The sequence below is a fragment of the Candidatus Termitispirillum reticulitermitis genome, from assembly GCF_054655775.1.
On sequence record NZ_BAAIHG010000009.1, the window covers coordinates 1 to 25,261 of the forward strand.

Sequence of the window (25,261 nt, forward strand, 5' to 3'; positions counted from 1 at the left end):
CCCCCCCCCCCCCCCCCCCCCCTCAACGTTTATTTATGTGTAACTAGACTTGTAATTATTACCATTGCAACCATTATTTGCGTTCGTGGCTCATTCACCAACAAACCGCTTGCGCCTATAGACGCTTTCGCTTATGGGGATGAGCGCGGCAAGTTGATTATGAATGGTGCGTTCACAGCCTATTATCACTACAAAAACGATACTGATAAAATGCCCAAATATATGAGTTATGCCGATGCTGCTACTATTTTAGGATTAGACACAGAGGCTAAGTATCCGCTTGTGCGCAGTTTCGCTGGCAGCACCAGCAAGCACAACGTAGTGGTGCTCATTATGGAGAGCTGGGGAAGTGCATACGTTGGCAGGGAAAGGGCTATCGGAGGTTCGTTCACTCCAGAGTTTGATAAGTTAGCAAAAGAGGGTGCATTCTTCACCAACTGCTATGCTGTTGAGCAGCGTAGCGTTGATGGTATTCAGAGCATAATAGGCGGAATTCCACCTGTGGGCAACGCATTTTCAATAGGCGAATACCATGAGCCGAAATTTCACAACGGGCTTGGCACTATCGCTAGTCGCAATGGGTTTGACACTATATTTGTGCAGACCTCTAAACGCCGCTCTTATCGGCTAGACTCCATCACAAAGTTTTTCGGTTTCAAGAGGTATTTTGGTATGGAGGATATACCGCTGTTGCTAAAATATCCCGTTCCAAAGGCATCTGATACAGGTTGGGATTATGACGGGTTAATGTTCTTAAAAGGACAGCTTGATAATACAAGCGAGCCATTTTTAGCAACGTTATTCTCTGGCACTACGCATATGCCATATCCGCCATTGCCCGCGCCATTTAACACTTACAATGACAAACCGCAGTTTGGCGACGTACTACGCTATTCCGACTATAGCTTAGGAGAGTTTATTAAAGCGGCTAAACAAGAGGAGTGGTTCAAAAACACTATATTTATCATCACAGCAGACCACGCTATGGTAATGGACGACAGCAGAGTGTTAGATTACCCCGAAAACTATCACATACCGCTTTTAGTCTATGCGCCAGCCTTTGTGAAACCTGCACGCTATGATTATATGGTCAGTCAGCTAGATATACTGCCGACCATAATAGAGTTAGCTGGCTTAAAGGGCGATATAGCTGTTATTGGCAAAAGCGTCTTTGATGAAAATGCTCAGCATTACGCCTTTACAGGCAATAAGTCCAGCTCAGGGCTACTATACGGCGATTACTTTGTTGAAATGAGCGAAAATATAATCTTTAACTCTCCATACGTGGGTTCAAAACTACTCTATAAGCCACTTATCCCGTCTCTAGCCGTCTATAATAGTGCAGACGCCACTGAAGAGTTGAAGGTCGCCTACGAACTACTTGCATATATACAGATGGTTGCTGAATTGCTAGAAAATGACAGGTGGGACTACTAGCAATAAACACAGCAGTATTTCCACTGTTCTATAATGCGGTGCGGTTCTGTGCTCTATTAGCAGTGTCAAAAGATTAAAATTTCTTTTCTCGCCTTTTTATGTTATAATGCCTCAGAACTTTATAGAATGGGGGTAGTTTTATGTCTAATGCCTTAAAAGTTGTAGCCATAAACGGCAGTCCTCGTAGTAACGGCAACACTGCTAGGGCATTGCGTGTGATGACTGATGAGCTAGAGGTGGCTGGGATTGCCACTGAAACTGTTCATATCGGTAATAAGAGCATCGCTGGTTGCCTTGCTTGTGGAGCATGCGCCAATACCTCCGACAATTTATGCGTTCAGAAAGATATTGTTAATGAAGTTGCTCTTAAAGTGCGTGCGGCAGATGGTTTTATACTAGGTTCGCCTACCTATTATGCGGGTATAGCAGGCACGATGAAAGCGTTTTTAGATAGGATGTTTTATTCAAGCTCGCGATATTTTAGGTATAAGGTTGCCACAATGGTATCAGTTGTGCGTCGCACAGGAGGGCTGGATGTGCAGCATCAGCTGGACAACTATCTAGGCTTGGCAGGTACGATTACGCCGCCGTCTCAATATTGGCGTGTTGTCTATGGCAGAGAGCAAGGCGAAGCACTGCAAGATGCAGAAGGAATTCAAACTATGCGCGCAAACGCACGGGATATGGCATGGCTCTTAAAGACGCTAGACGCAAGCAAGGCTATTCCCAAACCTGAAACGGAAAAACGCGTGTGGACACATTTTATAAGATAAATTTATGAGCTTGCTTACGCTTCTGATAGTTCTCTTATGTTTAGCAACGGTAGCGGTGCTTATTGTGGTTGCTATCAGGTATCGCAAGGCACTTGAGACGCTTGAGTCTTATAATAAGACTTTCAGCTATAAAGCTTTCCAGATAACACTTCGTAGCGGTATGCTACGGGAGCTTGAAAAGGTGTGCTCCTTTATAGCGGCATTTAACGCTGTGCTGACCGCTAGAAAACGCAAAACATTAGATGTGAATCTATCGCTACGTTTCGTTACCAATGCGGGGAAAGCTGGAATATCATTTGCCTACTTGCAATATCTGCTTGACGATATAAAGGCACTCGGTAATCCGCTTGCCGGTGAAGTTGTATCGTTGTTAGACCTATACAACAACAATTTTAAGATGTTTGCGAAATTACTGCACACCTATAAGAGTGTGGAGGCGGTTTTTGTGCACATTGGTATTGAAAAGCCTGACATGCTGGATAAGGTATCAGCAGACCTTGATAAAATGCAAAATAAGATTGACACTATAATCTTAATGTTAAACAATATATAGAACGCACAAATTCATAGGAGACTTGTAATGCCCAAGAATCTAAAACTGCCCTTTACAAAAGAATCTATTCAGCGATTGGTCAGCCAACACCCCACTCCATTCTACATATATGATGAAGCTGGGATTCGCGCCAATGCACGAGCACTATACAAAGCTTTCAGCTGGGCAAAGGGGTTTAAGAACTACTTTGCTGTGAAAGCCCTGCCAAATCCTAATATTATGAAGATACTTCACGAAGAGGGGATGGGGATGGACTGTAGTTCCCTCGCAGAGTTAATGCTCTGTGAACGTGTGAACATTAAAGCTGAGGACGTGATGTTCACCAGCAACCAGACGCCACTCGGTGAGTACGTGAAAGCTAAAACACTTGGTGCTGTGCTGAACCTTGACGACATCACGCATATAGACTTTGTAGAGAAAAATATCGGACTGCCAGAGCTGGTATCGTTCCGCTACAACCCAGGACCATTGAAGGGTGGCAATAGTATAATAGGCAAACCTGAAGAGGCTAAGTATGGATTGACAGAGGCTCAAATACTTGAAGCATTTAAGCTCGTGAAATCAAAAGGTGTGAAACGTTTCGGCATTCACACTATGGTGGCTAGCAACGAGTTGAACCCTGACTATTTTGTAGAAACAGCAGATATTTTATTCAAACTATCTGCACGTGTGTGTAAAGAGACGGGTATTACCCTTGATTTTATCAACCTTGGCGGAGGGGTAGGCATCCCTTACAAACTGGAACAGGAACGTGTTGACTACAACTATCTGAGCGAACATATAAAGGGATGTTACGATAGCGCATTGACCGCTAATGGCTATGCGCCTAAACTATTTTTTGAGTGCGGGCGCTGTATTACGGGACCTTACGGCTGGCTCATCACAACAGCTATACATGAAAAGCATATCTATAAGGAATACATTGGCGCAGATGCTTGTGCTGCGAACCTTATGCGTCCAGCGATGTATGGCGCATATCACCATATAGTAGTGCTCGGCAAAGAGAACGCACCCGCCAATAATACGTATGATGTAGTAGGTGGCTTGTGTGAGAATAGCGACAAATTTGCAATTGACAGAAAACTGCCGAAGATAGAATTGGGTGATTTACTCGCAATATATGACACAGGTGCGCATGGGCATGCTATGGGCTACAACTATAACGGCAAAACGCGCTCAGCAGAACTCTTGCTACGTCCAGACGGCAGTGCTGTCCAAATAAGGCGGGCTGAAACACAGGACGACCTGTTTGCAACTATCAAGTTTAATGCTATATAAGTTGTTGCTGGTATTCACACTATTAGCTGTGCTTATGGGCACAACTGATGCTGGTGGCACTGGCGAAGACAATGCTGCTACTAATATAAACAACGAGCTAAAATCATTTTTAACTATCCCCTATCGCACCGATGGCGCACTAGATGAACACGGCAACTGGACGCTCTTTGCTGATACGTCTAGTCGGTTTAATACGCCCGGTCTTAACTGTAGCGGGTTGGTTCTTGCAGCTAGCCGTCTTATACTAAATAAAAACATCAGCATATCTGATGCCAAGCGCGACAGGCTGAATGATAGCGGACAAGATGCCCCTAATGGGGAAGACTGGGATTTCGGCTGGGACTTCATTATGAATATATCAGACGGGCATAAGCGCAGATTCCTGTTGCCGAATAATCAAACAGGCGACCCAGATAATGCCACCGCCGCTACTTATCGTGGCTACGATTTAGCTAACGTGCGGACGCGCAAGGAGCTGGTGTCGCGCTTTAAGCGCGGACATTTATACCTATTAAGTTTTAACAGCGAGAGTCGCAGGGCGGGTTATAATTTAATACACTACCACGTAGGACTTGTTTATGTATCGCCTATGAACGAGGCGTGGCTATACCAGACAACGCACCAGAGCAAGGTTGCCAATAGGCGCGACTTAAACAGTGCTAAAGGCTGGGAATCATTTCATAATTCGTTCATCATAAATGGTGGCGAAAAACGTCTGCTAGTGTTAGAGGTTGACTTATAGTGGCAAAGAAACTAGTCATTACGCACGTAAACGCTGATTTTGATGCCATCGCAAGTGCGTGGGCAGCAAGCAGGCTATATAACTGCGATTCAGTTTGGGTATGCACAGAGCTGGGGGCAACTATCCCTGCAAAAATTATGAGTGTGTTAAACGTGAAAAGGGTAAATGAAAGCGAGATTGAAGAGTTAGATTCTTTAGACCTGCTAGTCATAACCGACTGCAACAATTCCGCTAGATTAGGCGCACTAGCGGAACTTACCTCAAAGAGCAAACGAATCATATTGTTTGACCATCATCTGCCCAGTATAAAAAATATTAAAGCTAGTGAGGAATCTATCAGCACAGATGGCTCAAATACCGCACAGCTAGTTGCCAGACTGCTGGCAGAAAACGTAACCATAACACCACAGGAAGCGACACTTTATTTATTGGGTATATATGAAGACACTGGTTTGATGACGTTCCCCAACACTACTAAAAACGATGCGCTCGCCGTTGCCAGCCTCATAGAATGTGGTGGGGATGTATTTGCCACATCAGACTGTATCAAGCAAGAGCTTACGCGGGAGCAACTGATTGTATTAAATGAGCTACTTATGAATATGGAAGCTGTTAACATTGATGGCGTAAATATATCATATTCTCTAATCAATACTGATGTGTTCATAGATGACATTTCAATACTGGCACAGCAAATGATGCGGATGGAGAACCTAGACACGTTGTTTTTGCTGATAGGGCACGGCAAGCGCATATCTCTCATCGCACGTAGCACTAATTCCCGTGTGAATGCGGGCGTTATAGCTGCTAAATTCGGTGGTGGCGGGCATGCGGCGGCGGCATCGGCTAACATCAAAGGGATGTTGGAATATGAGGCGTTGGAGAAGCTAAAAATCGCCATCCGTGAGGAGATTAAGCCGATATTCATCGTTTCAGAGATAATGAGTTCACCAGCTCTTGCGTTGAAAGCTGATATGAGCATTTTTGATGCTATGGAGTATATGAAATGGCACAACCTAAACTGTGCCCCTGTGCTAGAGGGTAGCAATGTAGTTGGCATTGTTGATAGACGCGACCTGTCGCAGGCACTGAAACACAAGCTGAACGATAAAAAAATATCATTTATTATGATGACTGATATAGAAACGCTCTCCTCCAATACGCCGTTCAAGGCAGCTGAAAACGCCCTAATAAACGGCAGCCAGCGTTCATTGCCCGTGATAGACGGTGGCATTTTAGTTGGCGTGGTAACGCGTAGCGACCTATTGAGGCTGATGCGTGATGAAGAACTTGAGCGTTCTAGCTTTGAAATGGGAGCTAAAGCGCGTATGGGGCTGGCTAAAACGCGTAGTATAAAGGATATTATCATTAGAGAACTGCCTGATAGATATGTAGGCTACCTCATGGAGATAGGGGAGTTGGCTAGCAGTATGAACTACAATGTTTATCTAGTAGGCGGGGTAGTGCGCGACATACTGCTGGGTTATAAGAACCTTGATATGGATATTGTAGTGGAGGGGGATGCTCGCATATTTGCAGCAGAATACGTGCGTATAAAGAACGGCAAGCTCACAACCTATCTGCAATATAAGACTGCCACTGTGACGCTTGGAAACGGCGACAAAATAGATTTTGCTTCTGCTCGCACAGAATTTTATCCCGCACCTGCGAGTGTGCCAATAGTGGAACTGACAAGCCTGCAGCAAGACCTTAAGAGGCGTGACTTTACCATAAACGCAATGGCGGTGCGGATAGATGGGAATTATTTCGGACAATTAGTTGATATGTTCGGAGGACAGCGCGATTTGCTTGACAGAAAGGTGCGAATACTTCATTCGTTGAGTTTTATAGACGACCCTACTAGAATGTTGAGAGCAATTCGTTTTGTATCAAGATATAATTTTGAGCTGGGGGCTAGCACGGAGATGTTCTTAAAACTTGCAGCATCATCCGATGAAAAGATTATCGCCAAAACCAAAAGCGGGAAACTATTCAGTGAGCTGAAACGAATTTTAATGGAAGATAACTATATGACGGGCATTAAGATGCTCATTAAATATAATATTTTAACACCCTTTGTTCAAGGATTAGCTGTAAATGATGCCAAACTAGCACAATTTGCTTACCTTGATACGCTATATAAACGCTATGGCGGTGATGATATATGGCAGCTCCGTTATGCGCTACTCCTGTCAAATTTTACAGCTGAGGAGTTTAGAGCTATTTCAGTTGCTATGCATGCGGAGAGAGTGCTTGTTACCAAGCTATCACAGCTACACAGCAGGGGCAAATATGTTGCCCGTAAGCTGAAACCTAACAGGGTGTTAAAGCCGTCTGAACGATACAATATCGCAAAGCAATTTACCCATGATGAGCTATTGATGGTGTGTGTCTACCTAGGTGATGAACAGGGCGATAAACTAATCAGCTTTATGAAAACATGCATCAGTATAAAACCTGAGCTGACAGGGAATGCTCTGAAAGCACTAGGGGTGCCAGCCGATAAGATTATGGGCACGCTATTGCAGGAGCTATTAAATGCTAGAATTGATGGACAGATAAATAGTAGAGATGAGGAGGTAGCCTATGTTAGAAACAGAATCAGGCAAAATAACTAAAAAGATGAATATACCGGAATCTGGCATAGTCCAAATATTCGGTCAACACGATAAATACATTAAACTTATTACAGCCCAAACAGGCTCATCTATTTCATATCTCGGAGGGGAGCTTACTATTACAGGTGGCGAGGAGGCGGTCAATCAAACTATCGCAGTGCTAAGCTGCATATTAGAGCTGTCCTTTGAAAGAAATATAAGCCAAGATGATATTCAGAGCACACTGCGAATGGTGTTGAACGGCGAAGTTGATGAAATTAAAGAGGTATCAAGTGCACGGATAAAAGTTTCGGGCAGTTTGAAATATGTAAGCCCAAAATCAAAGGCACAGAAACTCTATTTTGAGGCTATTAAAGACAATGATATGATTTTTGCTTCAGGTCCTGCGGGCACAGGCAAGACTTTCATTGCCGTAGCTATGGCTGTGAGCTATTATCTGCAAAAGAAAGTGCAGAAGATAGTCCTGACACGTCCCGCAGTAGAGGCGGGAGAAAAGCTGGGTTTTTTACCGGGGGATTTAGCCGACAAAATCAACCCATATCTGCGCCCGCTATACGATGCGTTGAATGCATGCCTTGAACGGGAGCTAACCGATAAATTGCTTGAGCGTGGCGTGATAGAGGTAGCACCGCTTGCTTTTATGCGCGGGCGCACACTCTCAAACGCCTTTGTAATATTAGACGAGGCGCAGAACACTACGTCGTCTCAGATGAAGATGTTTTTGACAAGATTGGGGTTTAATTCTAAGGCTATTATCACAGGCGACCCTACTCAGACAGACCTGACTGATGGGATAACATCAGGACTGGTAGATGCCATAGTGAGATTAAAATCCGTTGAAGGCATCAGCATAGTGCAGCTGAGCGATAAAGACGTCATCCGTCACCCTCTTGTAGCACGAATTATAAAAGCGTATGAGGGCTAGAACTGCTATATGCTATTTTTTTTGTCTAGTTTGAGTGTCTTTAAGCAGCGAGCTGATTTTTGTGCGCTTCAGTCGTTTGATAAAGCTATCCTGCAAATCATTCCATACATCGTGAATCTTGCAAAAGTCTCTGTTTTGGCATAATGTGTCGTCAGACAGGCAATCTGATAGTGTAATATCACCCTCTATAGATGTAATAACATCGTATATAGATATTTTATCAGATTTTCTGCCTAACTTAAAACCGCCGTTTTTGCCACGCACAGATGATAAAATGCCCGCTTTAGCAAGGGTTTGCATAATTTTACCCAAAAAGCTATCGGGCACGCCACTGATTTTAGCCATATCTGAGCGCATAAATGCAATGTCAGCTGGGTTTTCAGCCATTATTACCAACACGCGCACAGCGTAGTCGCAGGCTTTTGTAATCTTCATATCAGTGGCGCGGTTTTGCTCGCACTAATCGGGGCGGACGGTCAGGACAGGACATTTAGCTCTGCTGACAACCTTCTCTGCTGTGGAACCAAATAGAGCATGTTCTATCCCCGTGCGTCCATTAGTGCCTATCACTATCATATCAGCACTTATTTCATCAGCATATTTCAGCAGCTCTTCATGCGGGCTGCCCTTTAATAGCTTGGTGGTGTATTTAACGCCCTTTAACTGCTCACAGTTTGTTAAAAATTCATCTAACAACCCCTGCGCCCCTACCTGCATCTCGGCTAGAAAGCCATGCATAGTAGCCTGCGGCACATACATAGTGATAAGAGATGACTCGTCAAATACCACATGGACAATCACCAGTTCAGCATTGAACATATTCTGCATATAGATAGCATAGTCCATCGCCTTGCGGGATGCATCTGAAAAATCAGTCGGACATATTATCTTTTTAACCTGCATAAACAACTCCTTACTATTATTGTTATTAAAAATTACCTACATAGCGCACTTCTTCAGCTAATAAAATACCAGACTCAACATAAACCAAGTCTTTTACCTGCTCTATCAGGCTGTAAATATCGCTGGATTTTGCTCCGCCTGTATTTACTATAAAATTTGCATGCTTTAACGACACCTGTGCACCGCCAAGACACGCACCCTTTAATTTTGTGCGCTCTATAAGCTCAGCAGCAGAAACTCCATATTTGCTATTTGGATTCCTAAATACTGAACCGCAGCTAGGCAATCCCAGTGGCTGTTTCGTTGTTCTGTCTTTTAGCAACTTTTGCCTAACCTCGTTAATAGCACTTTTATCCCCTTGATTTAGAACAAGCTCTGCTCCCAGCACCACCTTGCCCGCTAGTCCATCCGCAGTTCGGTAGGCAAATTTCGCTTCGCTTGCATCTATAAGATGTATCTCAAAGCTACCATCTGCCAGTTCCATTACGTTTATGCGTCTAACTACATCTTTTATCTCAGCACCAAATGCTCCCGCATTCATCATCACCGCACCGCCGACACTGCCCGGTATGCCCACAAGCCTTTCAAGTCCGGAATGCCCCCCTTCGCAGGCACGTGAAACCAGCTCATTTAGCATAACCCCAGCCCCGACAGTGAACACTAGTCCATCTTGTTTTATGAAGTGCTCAAAATCAACCATACAGATGACAAGAGCATCAACCCCAGCATCCGAGAACAGCAGGTTAGAGCCAGCTCCGATTATCTCATAGGGGATAGACTTTGAACGCGCAAATTCAAGTGCACTTTTAAGCTCACCTGCATTTTTAGGTTTTGCCAAATACCTTGCTCTGCCGCCTGTCCTATAGGTGCAAAAGCCTGATAGATACACATTTTCAAGTATTTCCATTAGCTTTTGCCCCCTCAAGATTTTCGTCACAACGACACGTTTTGTCAAGCCGTGCTCCTGCAAGCCCCACTGAAATTTTAGCTATAGTTTCTGAGTTCTCACCCATAACACCCTTTATATCATCAAATTTTAGCAACGCAGGACGCACCCCCGCCGCATAGTTAGTTACAGTGCTCACGTTCACGTAGCAGATACCCTTTTCACGCGCCAGCACACATTCTGGAAATAGCGTCATACCAACAATATCAGCCCCAAGTTGTTTATACGCTCGTATCTCGGCAGCAGTCTCTAAACGGGGACCATTAGTGCAAACATAGACCCCTTTATTCTTATAGAGCGTGAAAGAGTTATTCATTATGGCAATTAGTTTTTCCCGCAGGCTCTCACAGAACGGAGTAGTAAAGTCTATATGCCGCACCTCTCCCTCGTCAAAATAGGTGCTAGCACGCGAATTAGTCATATCAATTCCGTTATCAGGCACGACTATATCGCCCGGTTTCAGCCAGTCGGCAATACCGCCTACTGCAGTGAATGCCAGTATATGTCCTACACCTAACTGGGCAAAACCATCAATATTAGCACGATAGTTGACCCTGTGCGGTGCTATGCTGTGGTCAGAGCCATGCCTAGCAAGCATATAGATAGATTCGCCGTTGTATTTGTAGTGCTTATACGTGCCGGAGGGGGCACCATAAGGTGTTTCAAGCTTAATCTCTCCAGCAAGTTCCAGCGAAGACAAGCTGTATAAGCCACTACCGCCTATAATGCCAAGCACAGACCTCTCCAAATAATTTTATTTCGTGAAAGATTCCAACGTCTTGCGCCGTGCCGCATGGCGCAACTTGCGCAACGCCTTTGCCTCTATCTGCCTGATACGCTCACGCGTAACCTCAAACTCACGCCCGACTTCCTCTAACGTGTGGTCTGCATCACATTCTATACCAAAACGCATACGCAGAACAGCAGCCTCCCTAGGGTTTAACGTGTCAAGCACTAAGTTGGTATGCTCTTGTAGTTTGCGGTATATAACCTCGTCCAGCGGGTTACGCGCAGTGCGGTCTTCCACAAAATCTCCCAACGTAGAGTCCTCGTCCTCGCCTACGGGCGTTTCAAGCGACACAGGTTCTTTAGCTATCTTCACAACCTTTTTCATCTTGTCAAGGGGCATCCCCATCTCTTTGGCTAATTCATCTATGCTCGGCTCATGCCCTAGCTCCTGCTGTAATTTCTTGGTAGCTTTCGCCATCTTGTTCTGTGTTTCTATCATGTGAACAGGCACGCGAATGGTGCGTCCATGGTCGGCTATTGCCCTGACGATTGCCTGACGTATCCACCACGTAGCATAAGTTGAAAACTTGAACCCCCGCCAGTGCTGAAACTTTTCAACAGCCTTCACCAAGCCACCGTTGCCTTCCTGTATTAAATCTAGGAAAGCAAGCCCCCTGTTCGTGTATTTCTTAGCGATACTAACAACCAAACGAAGGTTAGCATTAACCAATTTCTCTTTAGCTTTATCGGTAGCGCGCTCGCCATCGCTAAGGCTCTCATATAGCGATTCCAGCTCTTCTTGGTCAACGCCAAGACGCTTATAGGCAGTATCCATCTTATCAGTCATATTATCACAAAGCTTGACATAGCGCGCTATATCAACATCTGCCATACCACGCGCCGTTAAAATCTCGCGCATTTCAGATGCGACACAATACTTAAGTTCCGAACGGCGTTCCTTTGGCGTGATATGCAGCTCATGCATAGTGCGCAAAATCTCGTTCTTGCTATTGTTAATGTTAGCGTAATTGTCCTTTATATGTTTCACAATGGTGCAAATTTTATTGTAACTAAAATTTAGCTCTAAAAGCCCATCAGTCACGTGTTCCCTGTGTTCGTTCACCTTTTTACGGGCAGTTTTCAGCTTAGTTTCGTTAGCTTCGCCTTTAAGCTCCTTAATAAGTTCAAGGTCATCACGCAGTGTATCTAGTAGAAGGTCTATCTTGGTGAAAAACTGCTCTCTTATCAGTGTTTCTTTATCCTGTTTCATCTGTTCCATCAGACTATCGTCAATCTCTAGCTCTTCATCGCCATCGTCCTCACGCTCGTCAATATCTATTACATCCTTTAGGCGCATTCTGTCGTTGTCAACGGCATTTCTAAAATTAGTCAACTTATCAACGGTACAAGGAAACGCTAATATATTACGTATCACCTTGCGTTGCCCGTCTTCTATCTCTTTAGCCACACTTTTTTCTTTATCACGGGTAAGTAGCGGAATATCGCCCATCTCTTTGAGATACATACGCACAGGGTCGTCTGCGATAGATATGGCTTCAGCCTCAATTGCCTCAACAACAATCGTATCGTCAGGCATGACGATAACATCGTCGCTGTCAACATCAACATCAACCACCGGCGTAACGACAATATCTTTATTCTTATCGCCTAACACGTCTATGCCCATCTGTGCCATCTGGATATAAATATTATCCATTAGCTCAGGTGTTGTTACGATAGATGCCGGCAATGCATCGTTAATCTCATCTATGGTAAGGTAACCCTGCTCACGCCCACTGGCGAGCAACTTGGCTACATCTGCTACGTCTTTGCTACTAGGCTTTACAACTGTTGCACGAGACTTTGCAGTCGTTTGCTCTTTATGATTTGCAGTGGAACGGGAACTAGGGCTTTTCTTCTTATTCACCATTTATATACCTCTTGCGTAAGTCCATTACTTTTTTTAGCAATTCCTGAGCCTCGCTAGAGAGTCGGTTCTTTTCGTCCTCGCTTTGCGCTACTGCTATGGCTTTAATATCGGCAAGTCGTAACTTTTCATAATACTTTAGTTGCAAGTTATTCTTCCCGCGTTCTGCACACTCGTGAGGGGAGGCTGGCAGTTCATACGCAAGCAGGGACGCAACATCATCCCCGAAAACGCTATCCCCCACTATCCCACTAATATTATCATCTTGCTGATATAAGTCAAGCACTTTCTTGAAAATATTCCTCAGTCGTTCATCGTCAAAATAAGCCTCTGACACACCATCTAGCACAGTGTATAGTTGCTCGTCCATCAACCTCAACACACTTGCTAAATACTGCTCTTCTGCCAGTTGTCTTAGTGCGTTGTGTTGCCCCGCCGTGCGCAGTTTCTGCCGCACAGGGGAGATATCCTCACTAAATAGAGCTTTTGATACATTGAATACCTGTGATGTCTCGTCTATATAACGCTCACGCCTATATGGATTTCGCACCGCACTTACTGCCTCCTTGATACGCTCCAGTCTGTTGAATCTTTTGTTATCATCAGTTGCCAAGCTATATTCACACCTTATGGTATAGGACAATAGGTCTTGTTTTTCGGCAATTAAGCTGTCAAATTGTGTTCTCCCATTATTTTTAATAAATGTATCGGGGTCGTCCCCCTCTGGCAGAAATATTACATTCGGGTAAATATCAGTCTCTAACGCCACCTTTAGGCTATCGCGCATAGCCTTTTGTCCTGCCTCATCGCCGTCTAATATAATATTATACTCCTGCACATACCGTTTCAGCTGAACGACCTGCTGGGCTGTGAACGCCGTCCCCATTATAGCTACCGTTTCGCCGTAGCCCGCGCTAACCATACGGATAGCATCAAAATAACCCTCTACAATAAAACAACGTTCACTTTTTTTCATAACATCTTTAGCGTTATGCAGGTTGAACAGCTCCCGCCGTTTAGAGAATATAGGCGTTTCGGGGGAATTCTTATACTTGGCTTTATCGTTCGGATTCATACTGCGCCCCGAAAAGGCAATGCATGCCCCCGTTGCGCTGTGTATGGGGAATAGAATCCTGCCTGCAAAGTGGCAATACCAGCCGTTAGCTCCCTTTATAAATATGCCCGATTCGCGTAGCACCTCCTCAGAAAAGTTGTTCTTAAAAGGTGTCATATCAACGTTAGGGGGGATAAAACCCAGCAGGAATTTGTCTATTGTGCTCTTGTCAAAGCCGCGTTCGTATATATAGTCTAATGCAAACTTCCCACGCTCGCCGAATAGCTGTTTCACTGAATAATCTAGCACAGCAGAGTGCAATGTTTTTATATCTTGCACTGGGCGGCTAGGTCTATCGCGCTCATCATATAATAGCTCTATGCCATAGTGCTCGCATAGATAAGCTACGGCATCTGTAAAGCTGAGGTTTAGATACTTCATTATGAATGTAATTCCGCTACCCGCCTCGCCACAACCAAAACATTTATAGGAATGGTGCTCTGGGTTCACAAAAAATGACGGGGTGCGCTCTGCGTGGAACGGACAGCAAGCCTTATACCGCCCGCCCGCCTCTGTGAGCTTTACGTGCGGCTTGATAATATCTAAAATATTAAGTCCGCGAACTTCGTCTATGACAGATGATTTGATACGCGCCATTTCGGTATATAATCTACCACACGTATGGAGCAATTGCCATAACTTATTTACCCACTTCGTTCCACAACCCCGCCACCGATAAGGGTATCATTTACAAAGAACTTTACCAGTTGTCCCGCCTGTAGCGCAAATTGTGCCTTGTCTAGCAGCACTCTTGCAGTGCCGTCAAGCCGACGTTCCATTATACATGGTAGAGGCTTAGCGGGCAACTTGCTTCTTAAAACAACATCTACCTCACCGAGCACAGGTGCGCCCGCATAAAATACACAATCTTTCAACCACAATATACGAAAAAACATCTCTGCTTTATCAGCCAGCATTATATCGCCACTATTTACATCTAATGCCTTTATATAGAGCATTTGAGTAAAATGAGTCTCTAATTCATCAGCTAGATTATGTTGTCCGACTATATATTTAAGCACCCCTGTGTGCTTGCCAACCACAGCATTATTGTATATAAAATTGCCCGCCTTACCATAGCCCGCAATGTTCGCTAAATAGGTGCGGTAGTCGCCTGATTTGAAAGGGCACGAGCAGTGCGAACTAGATAGGTTAGCATCAGTTGTGCTAGTCCGCACTAAGAATAGTTCTCTGTGGAATTCCCCCATCAGGGGCAGGTTGCAGGTAGTGGCGATTTTTTCACAACCCGCGCGTTGAGCCTCATCAAATAGATATTGCACGATGCCCCGCTGAGCGCAGACAAAGCAAGGAGATAGTAGCTCCCCCCGCCTATATGCCGCAATAGCTGCCGATAACACATCTTCGCTGAAAAATTTACTATAATTTTTAATCTCTGCTTCTTTTGTCTCTAGTTCACCATTAACTAGCTTCAGGCTCACGCATGTGATGTTATTTGCACCGTATTCCGCCTCCAGTGAGCGAACAAGTTCAAGGCTGGCGGGGCTGAAGTCCATGTCAACGAGTATTCGCATAATACCCCGCCGCAAGCTGTCCGCAGGCACCAAATATATCAGCACCTAAACTCTTCCTGATGAAAGTCGTATATTTGTGGCTGGTAAGGATACTCTGAAATGCCAGCACGTCCTCTTCTTTAGGAGGTTTCAGATTAGCGTCTCCGCCGCCGTTATAGCGTATCAGATTTATCTTAACGGGTAGCCCCCGCAATAGTGTCATTAAAGAACGGGCGTGTTCAGCGGTGTCATTTAACCCGCCGAGCATAACGTATTCAATAGTTATACGTTTGCGTCTCTGCAAATCAAGTCCTTTCAGTGTTTCCATTAGTTCAGCCAGATTATATTTGTTGTTTATGGGCATTATAGCTCTGCGCGTATCGTCATCGGGCGCATTTATTGACACAGCAAGGTTCACATTACACCCATCATCAAGCATTAGCTTTATTTTAGGGGCAAGTCCCGCACTAGATAACGTTATGCGCCTGTGGGAATAGCCGTAGCCATTGTCATCTAACATAATGTTGATAGCTTTCAGCACGTTGTTGTAGTTATCCAGTGGCTCCCCCATACCCATAAAAACTATATTTGTGAGGTTGCCATTAAACTTCGCTCTCGCCAGCACCTCTAACTGCCGTAGCTGTTCTAATATTTCGGCAGTGTGCAAGTTGCGTTTATAGCCTATACGTGCAGTTGCACAGAATCTACAGCCCATCTTGCAGCCCACTTGCGATGATATACAGGCAGTCAGACTTCCCCGAGCGGGTAAAACCACAGCCTCTATGCGTTCGCCGTCCTCTAGTTCAAATAGAACCTTTGTAGTGCCGTCAATTTTAGATGATACGCTCGCAAGTTCTTTTAATTGCAAGATACGGGCATTATCAGCTAAAAGTTCACGAAAAGTTTTGCTAATATTGCTCATAGAGTTGATGTTTGTGGCTCTCTCGTGATATAGCCAGCGAAACAGCTGTCCCGCCCTATACTTGCTCTCTCCGAGCGAAACAACAAGCATTTCAAGCTCGTTTTTATTACATGAGTTCAACGTCAGCATTTCGGAAATTATGGCACAAAACTTGCCTGTTGACAAGGTATGAAGAGTTTATTAGGCGTATTATTTGCAATGTGTGTGCTCACTGGTTGCGCGACCGGTCAGCTGGTCAACAACTCCAAGAGCGGGCTTGTAAATGCCAAAAGTGGTGTTGTTAATGCCGTGCCTAACGCTGTGGATAGTCTCGGTAAAAACGTTATTGCCCCCGTCTATGCTACGGGTATTCTACAGGTGTTGCTTGCCGCTGAGCTTACGACCAACTTCTCGTCTCTGCTATACGATAAAACTGTGCCTAGCGTTGATTTGTTAGAGGTTCAGCCATTGCGGATGCTTGATAGCGGGGCGAAGTTCTTTGTATTGCCTGCAAAATACGCGAACGCTAATAATGAAATAACTTACGATGAGAGCTATCCGCGCTTGTTCGGTGGATATTTGAAGCTAAGGGGTTATGGCAAGCTGGTCCGCGACCAAGCGGATGCCGACTATATAGTTGTAGTTAATGTTGAAGAGTCAGGCAGTCTGACTTATGGCAAAAACACCTCATCGGTTGCCATATCTATATACGAACCAGATGAAAGCCTTGTGTTTTATGCAAAGTCTGATGTATCAAGCGTTTCAGACAATAACTTTTATTACAGACCGGCTAAGTCTGCCCGTCCTGTGCGGTATTTGACTCTGCACGGAATGGCGCAGTTGTTTGAAGGTGCGATACCAAAAGCGTTTATGTAGGGGGGCAATGGTGCAAAACGGATTATATGTAGCAACTAGCGGACTTTTAATGCAACAGCAACGGCTGGACGTTATAGCCAACAATTTGGCTAATGTGAACACGTCGGGTTTTAAGCGTGATATTGCGCTATTTAGCGACTACAAGACAGTCGGCAAACGTGCCCCGCAAGCGTGGGTGAAGTCAACCACTTACAACCAAGCGATTAACTCTGCTGTAAAACTTGATAACATTGTGAGCGACTTTCAGCAGGGGCATTTTGTCAACACCGATAATAAATATGACTTAGCTCTGCAAAACACAAAAAATTTCTTTACTTTGGAGACGCCTTGGGGGTTGCGATACACGCGCAATGGGGAGTTCACGCTCAATGGGAATGGGGAGATTGTATCGCAAGACGGCTATCCGTTGCTAGATGCTGAAACGATGGCGCCGATAGTAATTCCGCAAGATGCGCTTCAAGTGTCAATACAGGCTAACGGTGCAATTAATGTTGACGGGTTTGACATAGGCACAGTGCTAGTATCGCAATTTGCCCAGCCAGAAAAGTTGCAAAAAGTCGGCTACAACCTGTATGAGGCGGTGGGAATACTGCCTCAGATACCCGTCAACCTAACAATTTCGCAGGGCTATGTTGAGGCTAGCAATGTTGAACCTATACGTGAAATGGTGGCTATGATAGAGGCTCAACGTTCGTTTGATATGTATCAAAGGGCTGTGAGCACTTATGACGATATGAACGAAAGAACTAATAGTATAGTAGGCAGGTAATAATTTATGGTTAGAGCACTTTACACAGCTGCAACGGGAATGCATGCTCAGCAGTTGAATATTGACAATATTGCAAACAATCTTGCAAATGTCAATACTGCAGGATTTAAGCGCGGACGAATTATCTTTGAAGACCTGATGTACCAAGAGCTGAAAGCGGCGGGTTCGCTCACTTCAACTGGTATCGTGCACCCTACGGGCGTGCAGGAAGGGACGGGTGTCCATACTATTGCCATTGAAAAGTTGTTCACACAGGGTAACCCTCAATACACTGAGAACCCTATGGACGTGATGATTGAGGGGGATGGTTTCTTCCAAATAACTCTGCCTGACGGCAATATTGGATACACTAGACAGGGGGCGTTCCGTATAGATGCGGATGGCAATATTACTACACCACAGGGTTATCTGCTGTTTCCTAATATTGCTGTGCCGGAGGGAGCGGAAGGTTTAGGCGTTAGCATTGACGGGGTATTCAGTGTCCGTATGCCGGGCGACCCCAACGAAACTGAGTTAGGACAGGTAGAAATCGCACGTTTTATCAACCCTGGTGGCTTGAAAGCCGTAGGTGAAAATCTGTTTTTAGAAACAGCGGCTAGTGGTGCACCTCAGGTGGGTATCGCATCTGAAGAGGGCTTTGGTAAGCTGAGGCAGAGTTTCTTAGAGATGAGCAATGTTAGCGTTGTTGATGATATGGTTGGTATGATAACAGCTCAACGCGCTTATGAGATGGGGTCTAAGGCTATACAAACGAGCGATGAGATGTTACAGACGGCAAATAGCTTGAAACGTTAATAAAGTAGGGGTGTTGTGAAGTTTTTTCTAACTGTTTTTTGTTGTGCCTTTTTATCTCTGTCCGTCATTGCGGGTAGCACCCATAGTCGTGGCGGAGCGGGTGTTGATGCCGAGCAGATTACTGAAATTACGATATCAAGCGAGTGTGCAACGCTGGCGGATGTGTTAGTGGGGCAGGAGTCAAGCTCTGCTGGCAACACGACTATTCAGTGCGGATTTATGGCGGGGGATAGTCGCATAGTTCAATCATCGTTAGTTCTTTCTGCTATAAAGCGTAGCGGGGTAAGCTTTGATGGAGAGCTAGAGATGAGTTATCGCATTACCCGCGATAGTCGCGAGATAGATACTGCGGAACTGCATACGGCACTATTAGAACGATATGTTGGGCAGTATCCCGCTCACAAGGTTGAAGTCGTAAGCATACGCCTAACGCGCCCATTGTATATAGCCGTTGACGGCGACTATGAGCTAATTATAGACACTGCTAGGGTGGGGCAAACTAGTGGCACGGTGCGAGCGGGCAGGGGCAAAGTCGGTTTTTCATACACGGTAAAGCTATTTACTGAGGGCTATATTACTAGCGAACGTATTAAAGCAGGGGAGAACCTGTCTGGCAAGGTTATCGCTGCCTTAATTGACGTAACAAGCTTAAAATCAGAGTTAGTGATGGACATCCCCAAACTGCGGGCTTCGCGGGCGTTAGCTAAGGGCAAGCCGCTGACTGCTGATGTGACTGCGCCGAGACCTGAGCGGGTAAAGGGTGATGCTATATTGCTGGTGTATAACACTGGCACCATTCAGCTGGAGGTAGCGGGTGTAGCAGAGGGGGAGGCGATACAGGGAAAAACTTTCCCTGTGAAAAACTCTATCTCGGGCAAAACTTTCAATGCCGTATATCAAGGGGATGGGCGGGCAATAGTCAAGTAGATATAAAGTCTTTAATATTCGCTATGAATGTATTATAATACGCATTATGTCAGATAATTTTACTATAGTTGTTATTACGGGTCTATCGGGTGCGGGCAAATCCACTGCGGCGAATGCTATGGAGGATTTAGGCTACTACACTATTGATGGCTTACCCGTGCCGATTATCAACAAATTTCTTGATATATTCAATGAGATAGGGATTAACAAGAACAGGGTTGCTCTTGTTATAGACACCCGTTCTGGGGACGGCAAAGAGGCATTTAGCGTTATCACTCGCCTGCGCAATGACTTCAACGCAAAGGTTATATTTTTGACAGCAAGCGATTCTGTGCTAATCCGCCGCTATCAAGAGAGTCGCCGTAAACATCCTATGGCAAAGGACATTGCCCTGTCAGTGCAGATAGAAAATGAGCTGATGAAAGATATTAAAGGGCTTTCAGATTTAGTGTTAGACACATCCAGTCTGAATGTGCATGAGCTTACAAAAGAGGTGACCTCGTATTTTACTGGGAAAGTTTCTAATATGATAGTGACTATAACATCATTTGGTTTTAAGAACGGCATCCCCATAGACAGCGACATGGTATTTGATGTGCGGTTTATGAAGAACCCTTATTTTGTTGATAGTATGAAACACAAGACAGGGCTAAATAAAGACGTGCAAGATTACGTGCTCGGCGATGACGACTCAAAGCAGTTTGTGGAGAAACTGAAAGAGCTTGCTACGTTTATGGTAGTCCAATATCAGAAAGACAAAACTAGCAGGGCTTTTTTAGCAATATCAGTGGGTTGCACAGGGGGGCGTCACCGTTCTGTGACGGTGGCTGAAGTGTTGAGCGAATACATAAACAGTCTGCCAAACGTTACGAGCAATATAAGACACAGGGATATAGAGAAATAGCGAAATAGCTCTCTATATCCTCAATAATATTATTATATCCCTAGCCTATCCATATCACCAACCAGTGTTTTGACAGCCTCTACGGACTTATCAAACATAGCTTTCTCTTCTTTAGTTAGGTCAAACTCTACAACTTGTTCGGCACCTTGCCTCCCAAGTTTTGCTAAAACGCCTATATAGTAGTCTTTAACGCCGAACTCGCCGTTAAGTTTGGCGCATACTGATAGCACCCTTTTAGAGTCGCGCACGATGGCTTTTATCATGCTCATAGCGCTGGTTGCTGGGGAGTAAAATGCTGAGCCTGTTTTTAGTAGTTTCACCACTTCGCTACCGGCGTCTCTAACGCGTTGGACGATTTTATCCATTACGTCTTTAGCTTTTTCTGCACTCCCATATTTGCGCAATAGCTGTTCCATTACAGGTATGCCTGCTACGTTTGCATAGCGAACCAGTGGCACCATAGTATCGCCATGCCCGCCTAGCACCGGAGCGTTGATGTCCTTTGCGCTTACGCCAAGCTCCCAAGCTATGAATGTGGCAAAGCGTGAAGAATCAAGCACGCCTGCCTGTCCGATAACTCGGTTGGCTGGGAAACCGGTAACGCGTTGCATTAGCGTAACCATTGCATCAAGCGGGTTAGATATTACTATAACAATGCTGTTGGGTGCGTATTGTTTGATATTTTCTGCTACTTCACTAATAATTTTAGCATTAACGGTCAACAAGTCGTCCCTGCTCATCCCATCTTTGCGTGGCATGCCAGATGTTACCACGACAATATCAGCCCCCACAAGGCATATCGGGTCGTTAGTGCCAGATATGCGCACATCAGAGCCGTCCACACGGGACGCCTCTGCTATATCAAGGGCTTTACCTTGAGGCATACCCTCTTTGATATCGTATAATACGACCTCACCAATGCGTTCTATAGCGCAAAGCTGTGCTAACACACCGCCGATTTGTCCGCCACCAATTAAGACTACCTTTGGAACCGATATACTCATAATAAAACCTCCATATACACCGTTGGGCTATTTATACCATAGATGTGGCAAGATATCAATCTAACTTCCTTTCTGCTTAATATGGAACTTATACCCCGCAAGCTCTACATCTAGGAAAGCGAACAACGGGATACCATTTTCTTCACGATACAATAAGTCAACTTTGCCTACCCCTTTGCGTTTCAGGTATGCCAATGCACGGCGGACGTTGTTAGTAGTGAACCCTACATGCCCTTTAGTTCCGATTTCAGAGTGTTTCATTACTTCAAAGCAGTCGCCTACAAATACTGCCTGTTCTATTTCCCTAGTTCTGCCAAGCCCAAACATATTATTCATAGCGTCTGCAAAACTATTAGCCCCTTTCTCATCAGCGGTATTTACGCCTAAATGCAGAAACTCAAAGCCCAGCACACGCATTAGTGCGTTTCTGGCAAGCTTCGTTATCTTTGCGTAGTCTTTATCAAATCCGTCATAGCACTGCTCTATAGTGATGTCGTTAGCGGCGCAGAACGCTCTAAACTCGTCTTTCAAGTCAGGAGTTGACACAAAATCTGCCCCTGCACGGATATACTCCTCAATATTCAGTGTATTTGTTGCCAGAACGCCGACAATCATATCAGGCATGGCTTTTTTAATGTCCGTTACGGCGATTTTAGCAATGTCTGCCGAGTTAGATGTTATTTGAACAACTGGCACATCAGCTGCAAACACCGCTTTAGCTACCGGCACTGCATCAGCCGTTTCACTTATAGTGACCGATACCACAACACCCGAATCGTTTAATCTATCTTGTAATTGTTGAAGCATAGCAAAATACCCTCCATAATAGACATCACTTTATATTACTATGCTGAAGAAGTAAAGTTTTCCCTTAAACTTTCCCTAACAATCTGCCGATAATAAATTTTGTATTGCATGGAGGCAAAAGCTAAAACTATAGCTGTATAGCTGTAATAGGGGAGAGCCATGCAGATTTATACTAATTCGTTGTCATTTACTGCCAACAGACATCTTAATGTCGCCAATCGTGCGCTGGAGAAGAGCGTAGAGGGGTTGTCTAGCGGTTTGCGTATCAATCGTTCTAGTGATGATGTAGCTGGGATGGCGGTGTTTGAGAAATTACAGATACAGTTAAAGGGTATGGCTAAGGCGGCGATTAGTGCGCAGAATGGCATTAGTTTTCTGCAGGTAGCGGACAGCAGTATGGGTGTGATAGGCGATATGCTGCAACGGATGAGGGAGTTAGCGGTAGAGGCTGGGGATGCCACGTTTACGGCTAATGACAGGCGGGCATTGCAGGCGGAGTTGGAACAGTTAAAGGCAGATATAGATAGGATTTCAGTTGAGACTGATTTTAATACACATAAGTTGTTATCGGGTGATGCGTCAGGGCTATGGAGCAGTAGTAATGCTGGGATAGATGTTATATTGACAGGTGCGCCTGCTGGGGGCAACTACAAGCTGGAGTTTAGTGTAGAGCCGGGACAGAACGCTGTGTATAAGACGAATATTATGTCAGTAGTAGATAATGATTATTTGATGTTATCAGTTGTTTCTAACACCAGCGGGTTTATAAACTTTAATGGCACGGGCGATGTGCGCGCACTCAAAGATGCGACTATGACGTTCGTTCAAATGCAACCTCAGCTGGTTGATGACGGCTATGTTTTAGCTGTATATGGCACAGGTATTGACCTTGGTGGCACCTACGATGTGTTTGTGACTAATAATGTTGTTCCTCCCGGTGGTATGTGCGGATATTTATCAATGGAATTTAACGGGGACGTTGCCAATGTGGCTGGTAACACTGGCACAATTGACGTCACCCTTACAGATGCCATGACGGGCGCAACCGAGACTATTACCACAACTTATATATACTCATCAACCAGTGTTATAACAATTGATACAAGTTCGCTTACGTTTAGTAATGGAATTATGGTTAGTGGTAGTCCAGCACCAGCACTAACGTGGACGGTCAATAATGCTGTTAAAGCTGGCGACAAAGTGCTGTTCAATTATTATAATAATGTAAATGTTAGTGACGCCGTAAAAATGGATATTAAACCTGTAGGAGATAGTGCCACACTCGCTTTCAACTCGCTACCGCCACCAGCCCAAGGCTATATACTAATTGACTCTACTAGTAGTGGCGCATTTACGGTTGTTAATATAGTTGATGGTGAATTTGTTACATCAACTGTTAACTGGAATAGAGATTCTAGTAATCCAACTTTTTCAGGCACTGTGGTGTTCGGGAATTTGCTGAAGAGCGATACTCTGCCTACCACCATGTTAAAGGACGTAGCGCAGTTCACAGATTCGGATGGTCGCATGCTCTTAGATAATACTAGAAAGCTGACATTGCTCGGCAACAACAAGACTGCTGATATATATCTGGGTAAGTATAACACAGTGCAGGAGTTGAACGATAAGCTCGCCTATGCGATAGCTATAACACTAGAGATGGGCGACCCCGATGTTGAGCTTAGCAGACTGGCACATCTAGTAACAGCTGCTAGTAGCAATGGTGGTAACGATGCTGTGAAGGGCACTATTGTTATGCAGGGAGCGATGACGGGTCGGAGTTCAGAGATACGTTTTGTAGCGGATGAAGATATTCTTAGGGCGTTAAGCATAGAGCAGATACAGCAATCTAAGGATGATGTTATAGAGATGAAAGTAACAGATGCGCATACGGGGCAGTATGTCAATAGTGATTTGTCTATAGACTTTATGATGAGGGGGGTTATAAAAGGGGTTAATATAAAGCTCAACCCGAATATAACTACCAGTGCGAAGATGGATGCTAATGGCAATATAGCATTTGAGCAGGACGCAGGCTTAAACCCGCAGTATATCCATATAGCGAATAAGGAGACGGGTTCGCAGATAGGTGCGAATGCGGGGCAGTATATAGATATAAGCGTGGGCAGGGTTGATACTGTGGCGTTAGAGATAGATGATGCATATCTAACTACCTTGCCTGATGCACAGAGGGCACTTTTTAAGATAGATGCTGCCATTAAAAATGTAGTGCAGCAGAGGGCGGAGATAGGTTCTCGTATCAACAGGATGGAATATGCGTTGAAATCGTTATCTATCGGACAGCAGAATGTTCTGGCGGCGTCAAGCAGGATAAGGGATATTGATATGGCAAAGGCGAGTGCGGACTTCACGAAGAACCAGATAATGATGAACGCAGCCACATCAATGCTAGCACAAGCTAACCAACTGCCACAAATGGCACTACAGCTGATAAATAGGTAATAATAGTCGTTTAAGCACATGTAAGCACATGCAGAGAGTTTTTCCCTTGACAAGCTGTTCAAAATTTGCTATGCTCTCTACGACGTTACTTTTACAAAAACTAAGCGGTACTAAAACATTTAGACCGACAGGCTTTAGACAAGTCGCTTGAGTGCAAACATCGCACCGAGCGGACGAGTTGGATAGCTTGGCGGTTTTTTTATTATATGTATGAGGGAAACATACAAAGGAGCCTGAACGGAGTTAGGGCATATAGCTTTTGCTCGTTGCTAGCGTTGCACTTTGTCATTGAACTGGGTGCTATGTTTAGTTAGCAAAGAGCGGGTAGTTTTTGTGTCAACATCTCTAGTATTTCTGTG

Annotated in this window: 23 protein-coding genes; 13 read left to right on the top strand and 10 right to left on the bottom strand. The window is 44.8% G+C overall.

The genetic code is table 11. The features are described from left to right. The 7 genes from AC1MDJ_RS02040 to AC1MDJ_RS02070 all read left to right on the top strand — a co-directional run. A partial coding sequence (locus AC1MDJ_RS02040) for an LTA synthase family protein (RefSeq protein ID WP_479689291.1) occupies window positions 1–1,437 on the top strand: 1,437 nt, incomplete at its 5' end. A 140-nt stretch (window positions 1,438–1,577) separates the two neighbouring features. Further along, window positions 1,578–2,210, top strand: a complete 633-nt coding sequence (locus AC1MDJ_RS02045; RefSeq protein WP_479689292.1) for a flavodoxin family protein — start codon at window positions 1,578–1,580, stop codon at window positions 2,208–2,210. Window positions 2,211–2,274: 64 nt separating this feature from the next. After that, a complete protein-coding gene (locus tag AC1MDJ_RS02050; protein ID WP_479689293.1) occupies window positions 2,275–2,763 on the top strand; it encodes a hypothetical protein in 489 nt (162 codons plus the stop codon). Window positions 2,764–2,790: 27 nt separating this feature from the next. After that, window positions 2,791–4,041, top strand: coding sequence for a diaminopimelate decarboxylase (locus AC1MDJ_RS02055; RefSeq protein ID WP_479689294.1), 1,251 nt, complete (start codon window positions 2,791–2,793; stop codon window positions 4,039–4,041). Continuing rightward, entirely contained in the window at window positions 4,031–4,783 is a 753-nt protein-coding gene (locus tag AC1MDJ_RS02060; protein WP_479689295.1) for a hypothetical protein, read from the top strand. Before AC1MDJ_RS02055 ends, AC1MDJ_RS02060 begins: the two co-directional genes overlap by 11 nt. Further along, window positions 4,783–7,401: a CBS domain-containing protein gene (locus AC1MDJ_RS02065; RefSeq protein WP_479689296.1), complete on the top strand. Its 2,619-nt coding sequence runs from the start codon at window positions 4,783–4,785 to the stop codon at window positions 7,399–7,401. The genes AC1MDJ_RS02060 and AC1MDJ_RS02065 overlap by 1 nt, the downstream gene beginning before the upstream one ends. Next, window positions 7,370–8,326 (top strand): PhoH family protein, encoded by a 957-nt coding sequence (locus AC1MDJ_RS02070; RefSeq protein ID WP_479689297.1) that lies wholly within the window; start codon window positions 7,370–7,372, stop codon window positions 8,324–8,326. Before AC1MDJ_RS02065 ends, AC1MDJ_RS02070 begins: the two co-directional genes overlap by 32 nt. A 12-nt stretch (window positions 8,327–8,338) precedes the next feature. On the opposite strand, the gene AC1MDJ_RS02075 is transcribed toward AC1MDJ_RS02070, so the two are convergent. From AC1MDJ_RS02075 to rlmN, 8 genes are read right to left on the bottom strand one after another with little or no spacing between them, the layout of a single operon-like run. Continuing rightward, window positions 8,339–8,761, bottom strand: a complete 423-nt coding sequence (locus AC1MDJ_RS02075; RefSeq protein WP_479689298.1) for an RrF2 family transcriptional regulator — start codon at window positions 8,759–8,761, stop codon at window positions 8,339–8,341. 24 nt (window positions 8,762–8,785) lie between these two features. After that, entirely contained in the window at window positions 8,786–9,229 is a 444-nt protein-coding gene (locus AC1MDJ_RS02080; protein ID WP_479689299.1) for a universal stress protein, read from the bottom strand. 25 nt (window positions 9,230–9,254) lie between these two features. After that, window positions 9,255–10,166 (bottom strand): UDP-N-acetylmuramate dehydrogenase, encoded by a 912-nt coding sequence (gene murB, locus AC1MDJ_RS02085; protein ID WP_479689300.1) that lies wholly within the window; start codon window positions 10,164–10,166, stop codon window positions 9,255–9,257. Beyond that, on the bottom strand, window positions 10,123–10,911 hold the full coding sequence (locus tag AC1MDJ_RS02090; RefSeq protein ID WP_479689301.1) for an S-methyl-5'-thioinosine phosphorylase: 789 nt from the start codon (window positions 10,909–10,911) through the stop codon (window positions 10,123–10,125). Before AC1MDJ_RS02090 ends, murB begins: the two co-directional genes overlap by 44 nt. A gap of 18 nt (window positions 10,912–10,929) precedes the next feature. After that, on the bottom strand, window positions 10,930–12,834 hold the full coding sequence (rpoD, locus tag AC1MDJ_RS02095) for an RNA polymerase sigma factor RpoD (protein WP_479689302.1): 1,905 nt from the start codon (window positions 12,832–12,834) through the stop codon (window positions 10,930–10,932). Further along, the gene (gene dnaG / locus AC1MDJ_RS02100; protein ID WP_479689303.1) at window positions 12,824–14,542 is read right to left on the bottom strand and encodes a DNA primase; all 1,719 of its coding nucleotides are present in this window, start codon (window positions 14,540–14,542) and stop codon (window positions 12,824–12,826) included. Before dnaG ends, rpoD begins: the two co-directional genes overlap by 11 nt. A gap of 47 nt (window positions 14,543–14,589) precedes the next feature. Next, window positions 14,590–15,477, bottom strand: coding sequence for an aminomethyltransferase beta-barrel domain-containing protein (locus AC1MDJ_RS02105; RefSeq protein WP_479689304.1), 888 nt, complete (start codon window positions 15,475–15,477; stop codon window positions 14,590–14,592). Beyond that, window positions 15,461–16,507 carry a dual-specificity RNA methyltransferase RlmN gene (rlmN, locus tag AC1MDJ_RS02110; RefSeq protein ID WP_479689305.1) on the bottom strand — a complete coding sequence of 349 codons (1,047 nt, stop codon included), beginning with the start codon at window positions 16,505–16,507 and terminating at the stop codon, window positions 15,461–15,463. Before rlmN ends, AC1MDJ_RS02105 begins: the two co-directional genes overlap by 17 nt. A gap of 39 nt (window positions 16,508–16,546) precedes the next feature. On the opposite strand from rlmN, the gene AC1MDJ_RS02115 reads away from it, so the two are divergent. From AC1MDJ_RS02115 to rapZ, 5 genes are read left to right on the top strand one after another with little or no spacing between them, the layout of a single operon-like run. Beyond that, the gene (locus AC1MDJ_RS02115) at window positions 16,547–17,233 is read left to right on the top strand and encodes a hypothetical protein (protein WP_479689306.1); all 687 of its coding nucleotides are present in this window, start codon (window positions 16,547–16,549) and stop codon (window positions 17,231–17,233) included. 10 nt (window positions 17,234–17,243) lie between these two features. Beyond that, the gene (locus AC1MDJ_RS02120; RefSeq protein ID WP_479689307.1) at window positions 17,244–18,002 is read left to right on the top strand and encodes a flagellar hook-basal body protein; all 759 of its coding nucleotides are present in this window, start codon (window positions 17,244–17,246) and stop codon (window positions 18,000–18,002) included. A gap of 6 nt (window positions 18,003–18,008) precedes the next feature. Further along, window positions 18,009–18,797 (top strand): flagellar basal-body rod protein FlgG, encoded by a 789-nt coding sequence (gene flgG, locus AC1MDJ_RS02125; RefSeq protein WP_479689308.1) that lies wholly within the window; start codon window positions 18,009–18,011, stop codon window positions 18,795–18,797. A 15-nt stretch (window positions 18,798–18,812) separates the two neighbouring features. Next, window positions 18,813–19,724: a flagellar basal body P-ring formation chaperone FlgA gene (gene flgA, locus AC1MDJ_RS02130; RefSeq protein WP_479689309.1), complete on the top strand. Its 912-nt coding sequence runs from the start codon at window positions 18,813–18,815 to the stop codon at window positions 19,722–19,724. A 46-nt stretch (window positions 19,725–19,770) separates the two neighbouring features. Beyond that, window positions 19,771–20,628 (top strand): RNase adapter RapZ, encoded by an 858-nt coding sequence (rapZ, locus tag AC1MDJ_RS02135; protein WP_479689310.1) that lies wholly within the window; start codon window positions 19,771–19,773, stop codon window positions 20,626–20,628. A 32-nt stretch (window positions 20,629–20,660) separates the two neighbouring features. Here rapZ and mdh read toward each other — a convergent pair whose 3' ends face one another. Together mdh and AC1MDJ_RS02145 are read right to left on the bottom strand one after the other, a co-directional pair. After that, the gene (gene mdh / locus AC1MDJ_RS02140; RefSeq protein ID WP_479689323.1) at window positions 20,661–21,626 is read right to left on the bottom strand and encodes a malate dehydrogenase; all 966 of its coding nucleotides are present in this window, start codon (window positions 21,624–21,626) and stop codon (window positions 20,661–20,663) included. Between the two features lie 66 nt (window positions 21,627–21,692). Then, window positions 21,693–22,439 (bottom strand): beta/alpha barrel domain-containing protein, encoded by a 747-nt coding sequence (locus AC1MDJ_RS02145; RefSeq protein ID WP_479689311.1) that lies wholly within the window; start codon window positions 22,437–22,439, stop codon window positions 21,693–21,695. 159 nt (window positions 22,440–22,598) lie between these two features. On the opposite strand from AC1MDJ_RS02145, the gene AC1MDJ_RS02150 reads away from it, so the two are divergent. Continuing rightward, window positions 22,599–24,902 carry a flagellin N-terminal helical domain-containing protein gene (locus tag AC1MDJ_RS02150; RefSeq protein ID WP_479689312.1) on the top strand — a complete coding sequence of 768 codons (2,304 nt, stop codon included), beginning with the start codon at window positions 22,599–22,601 and terminating at the stop codon, window positions 24,900–24,902. Window positions 24,903–25,261 lie beyond the last annotated feature (359 nt).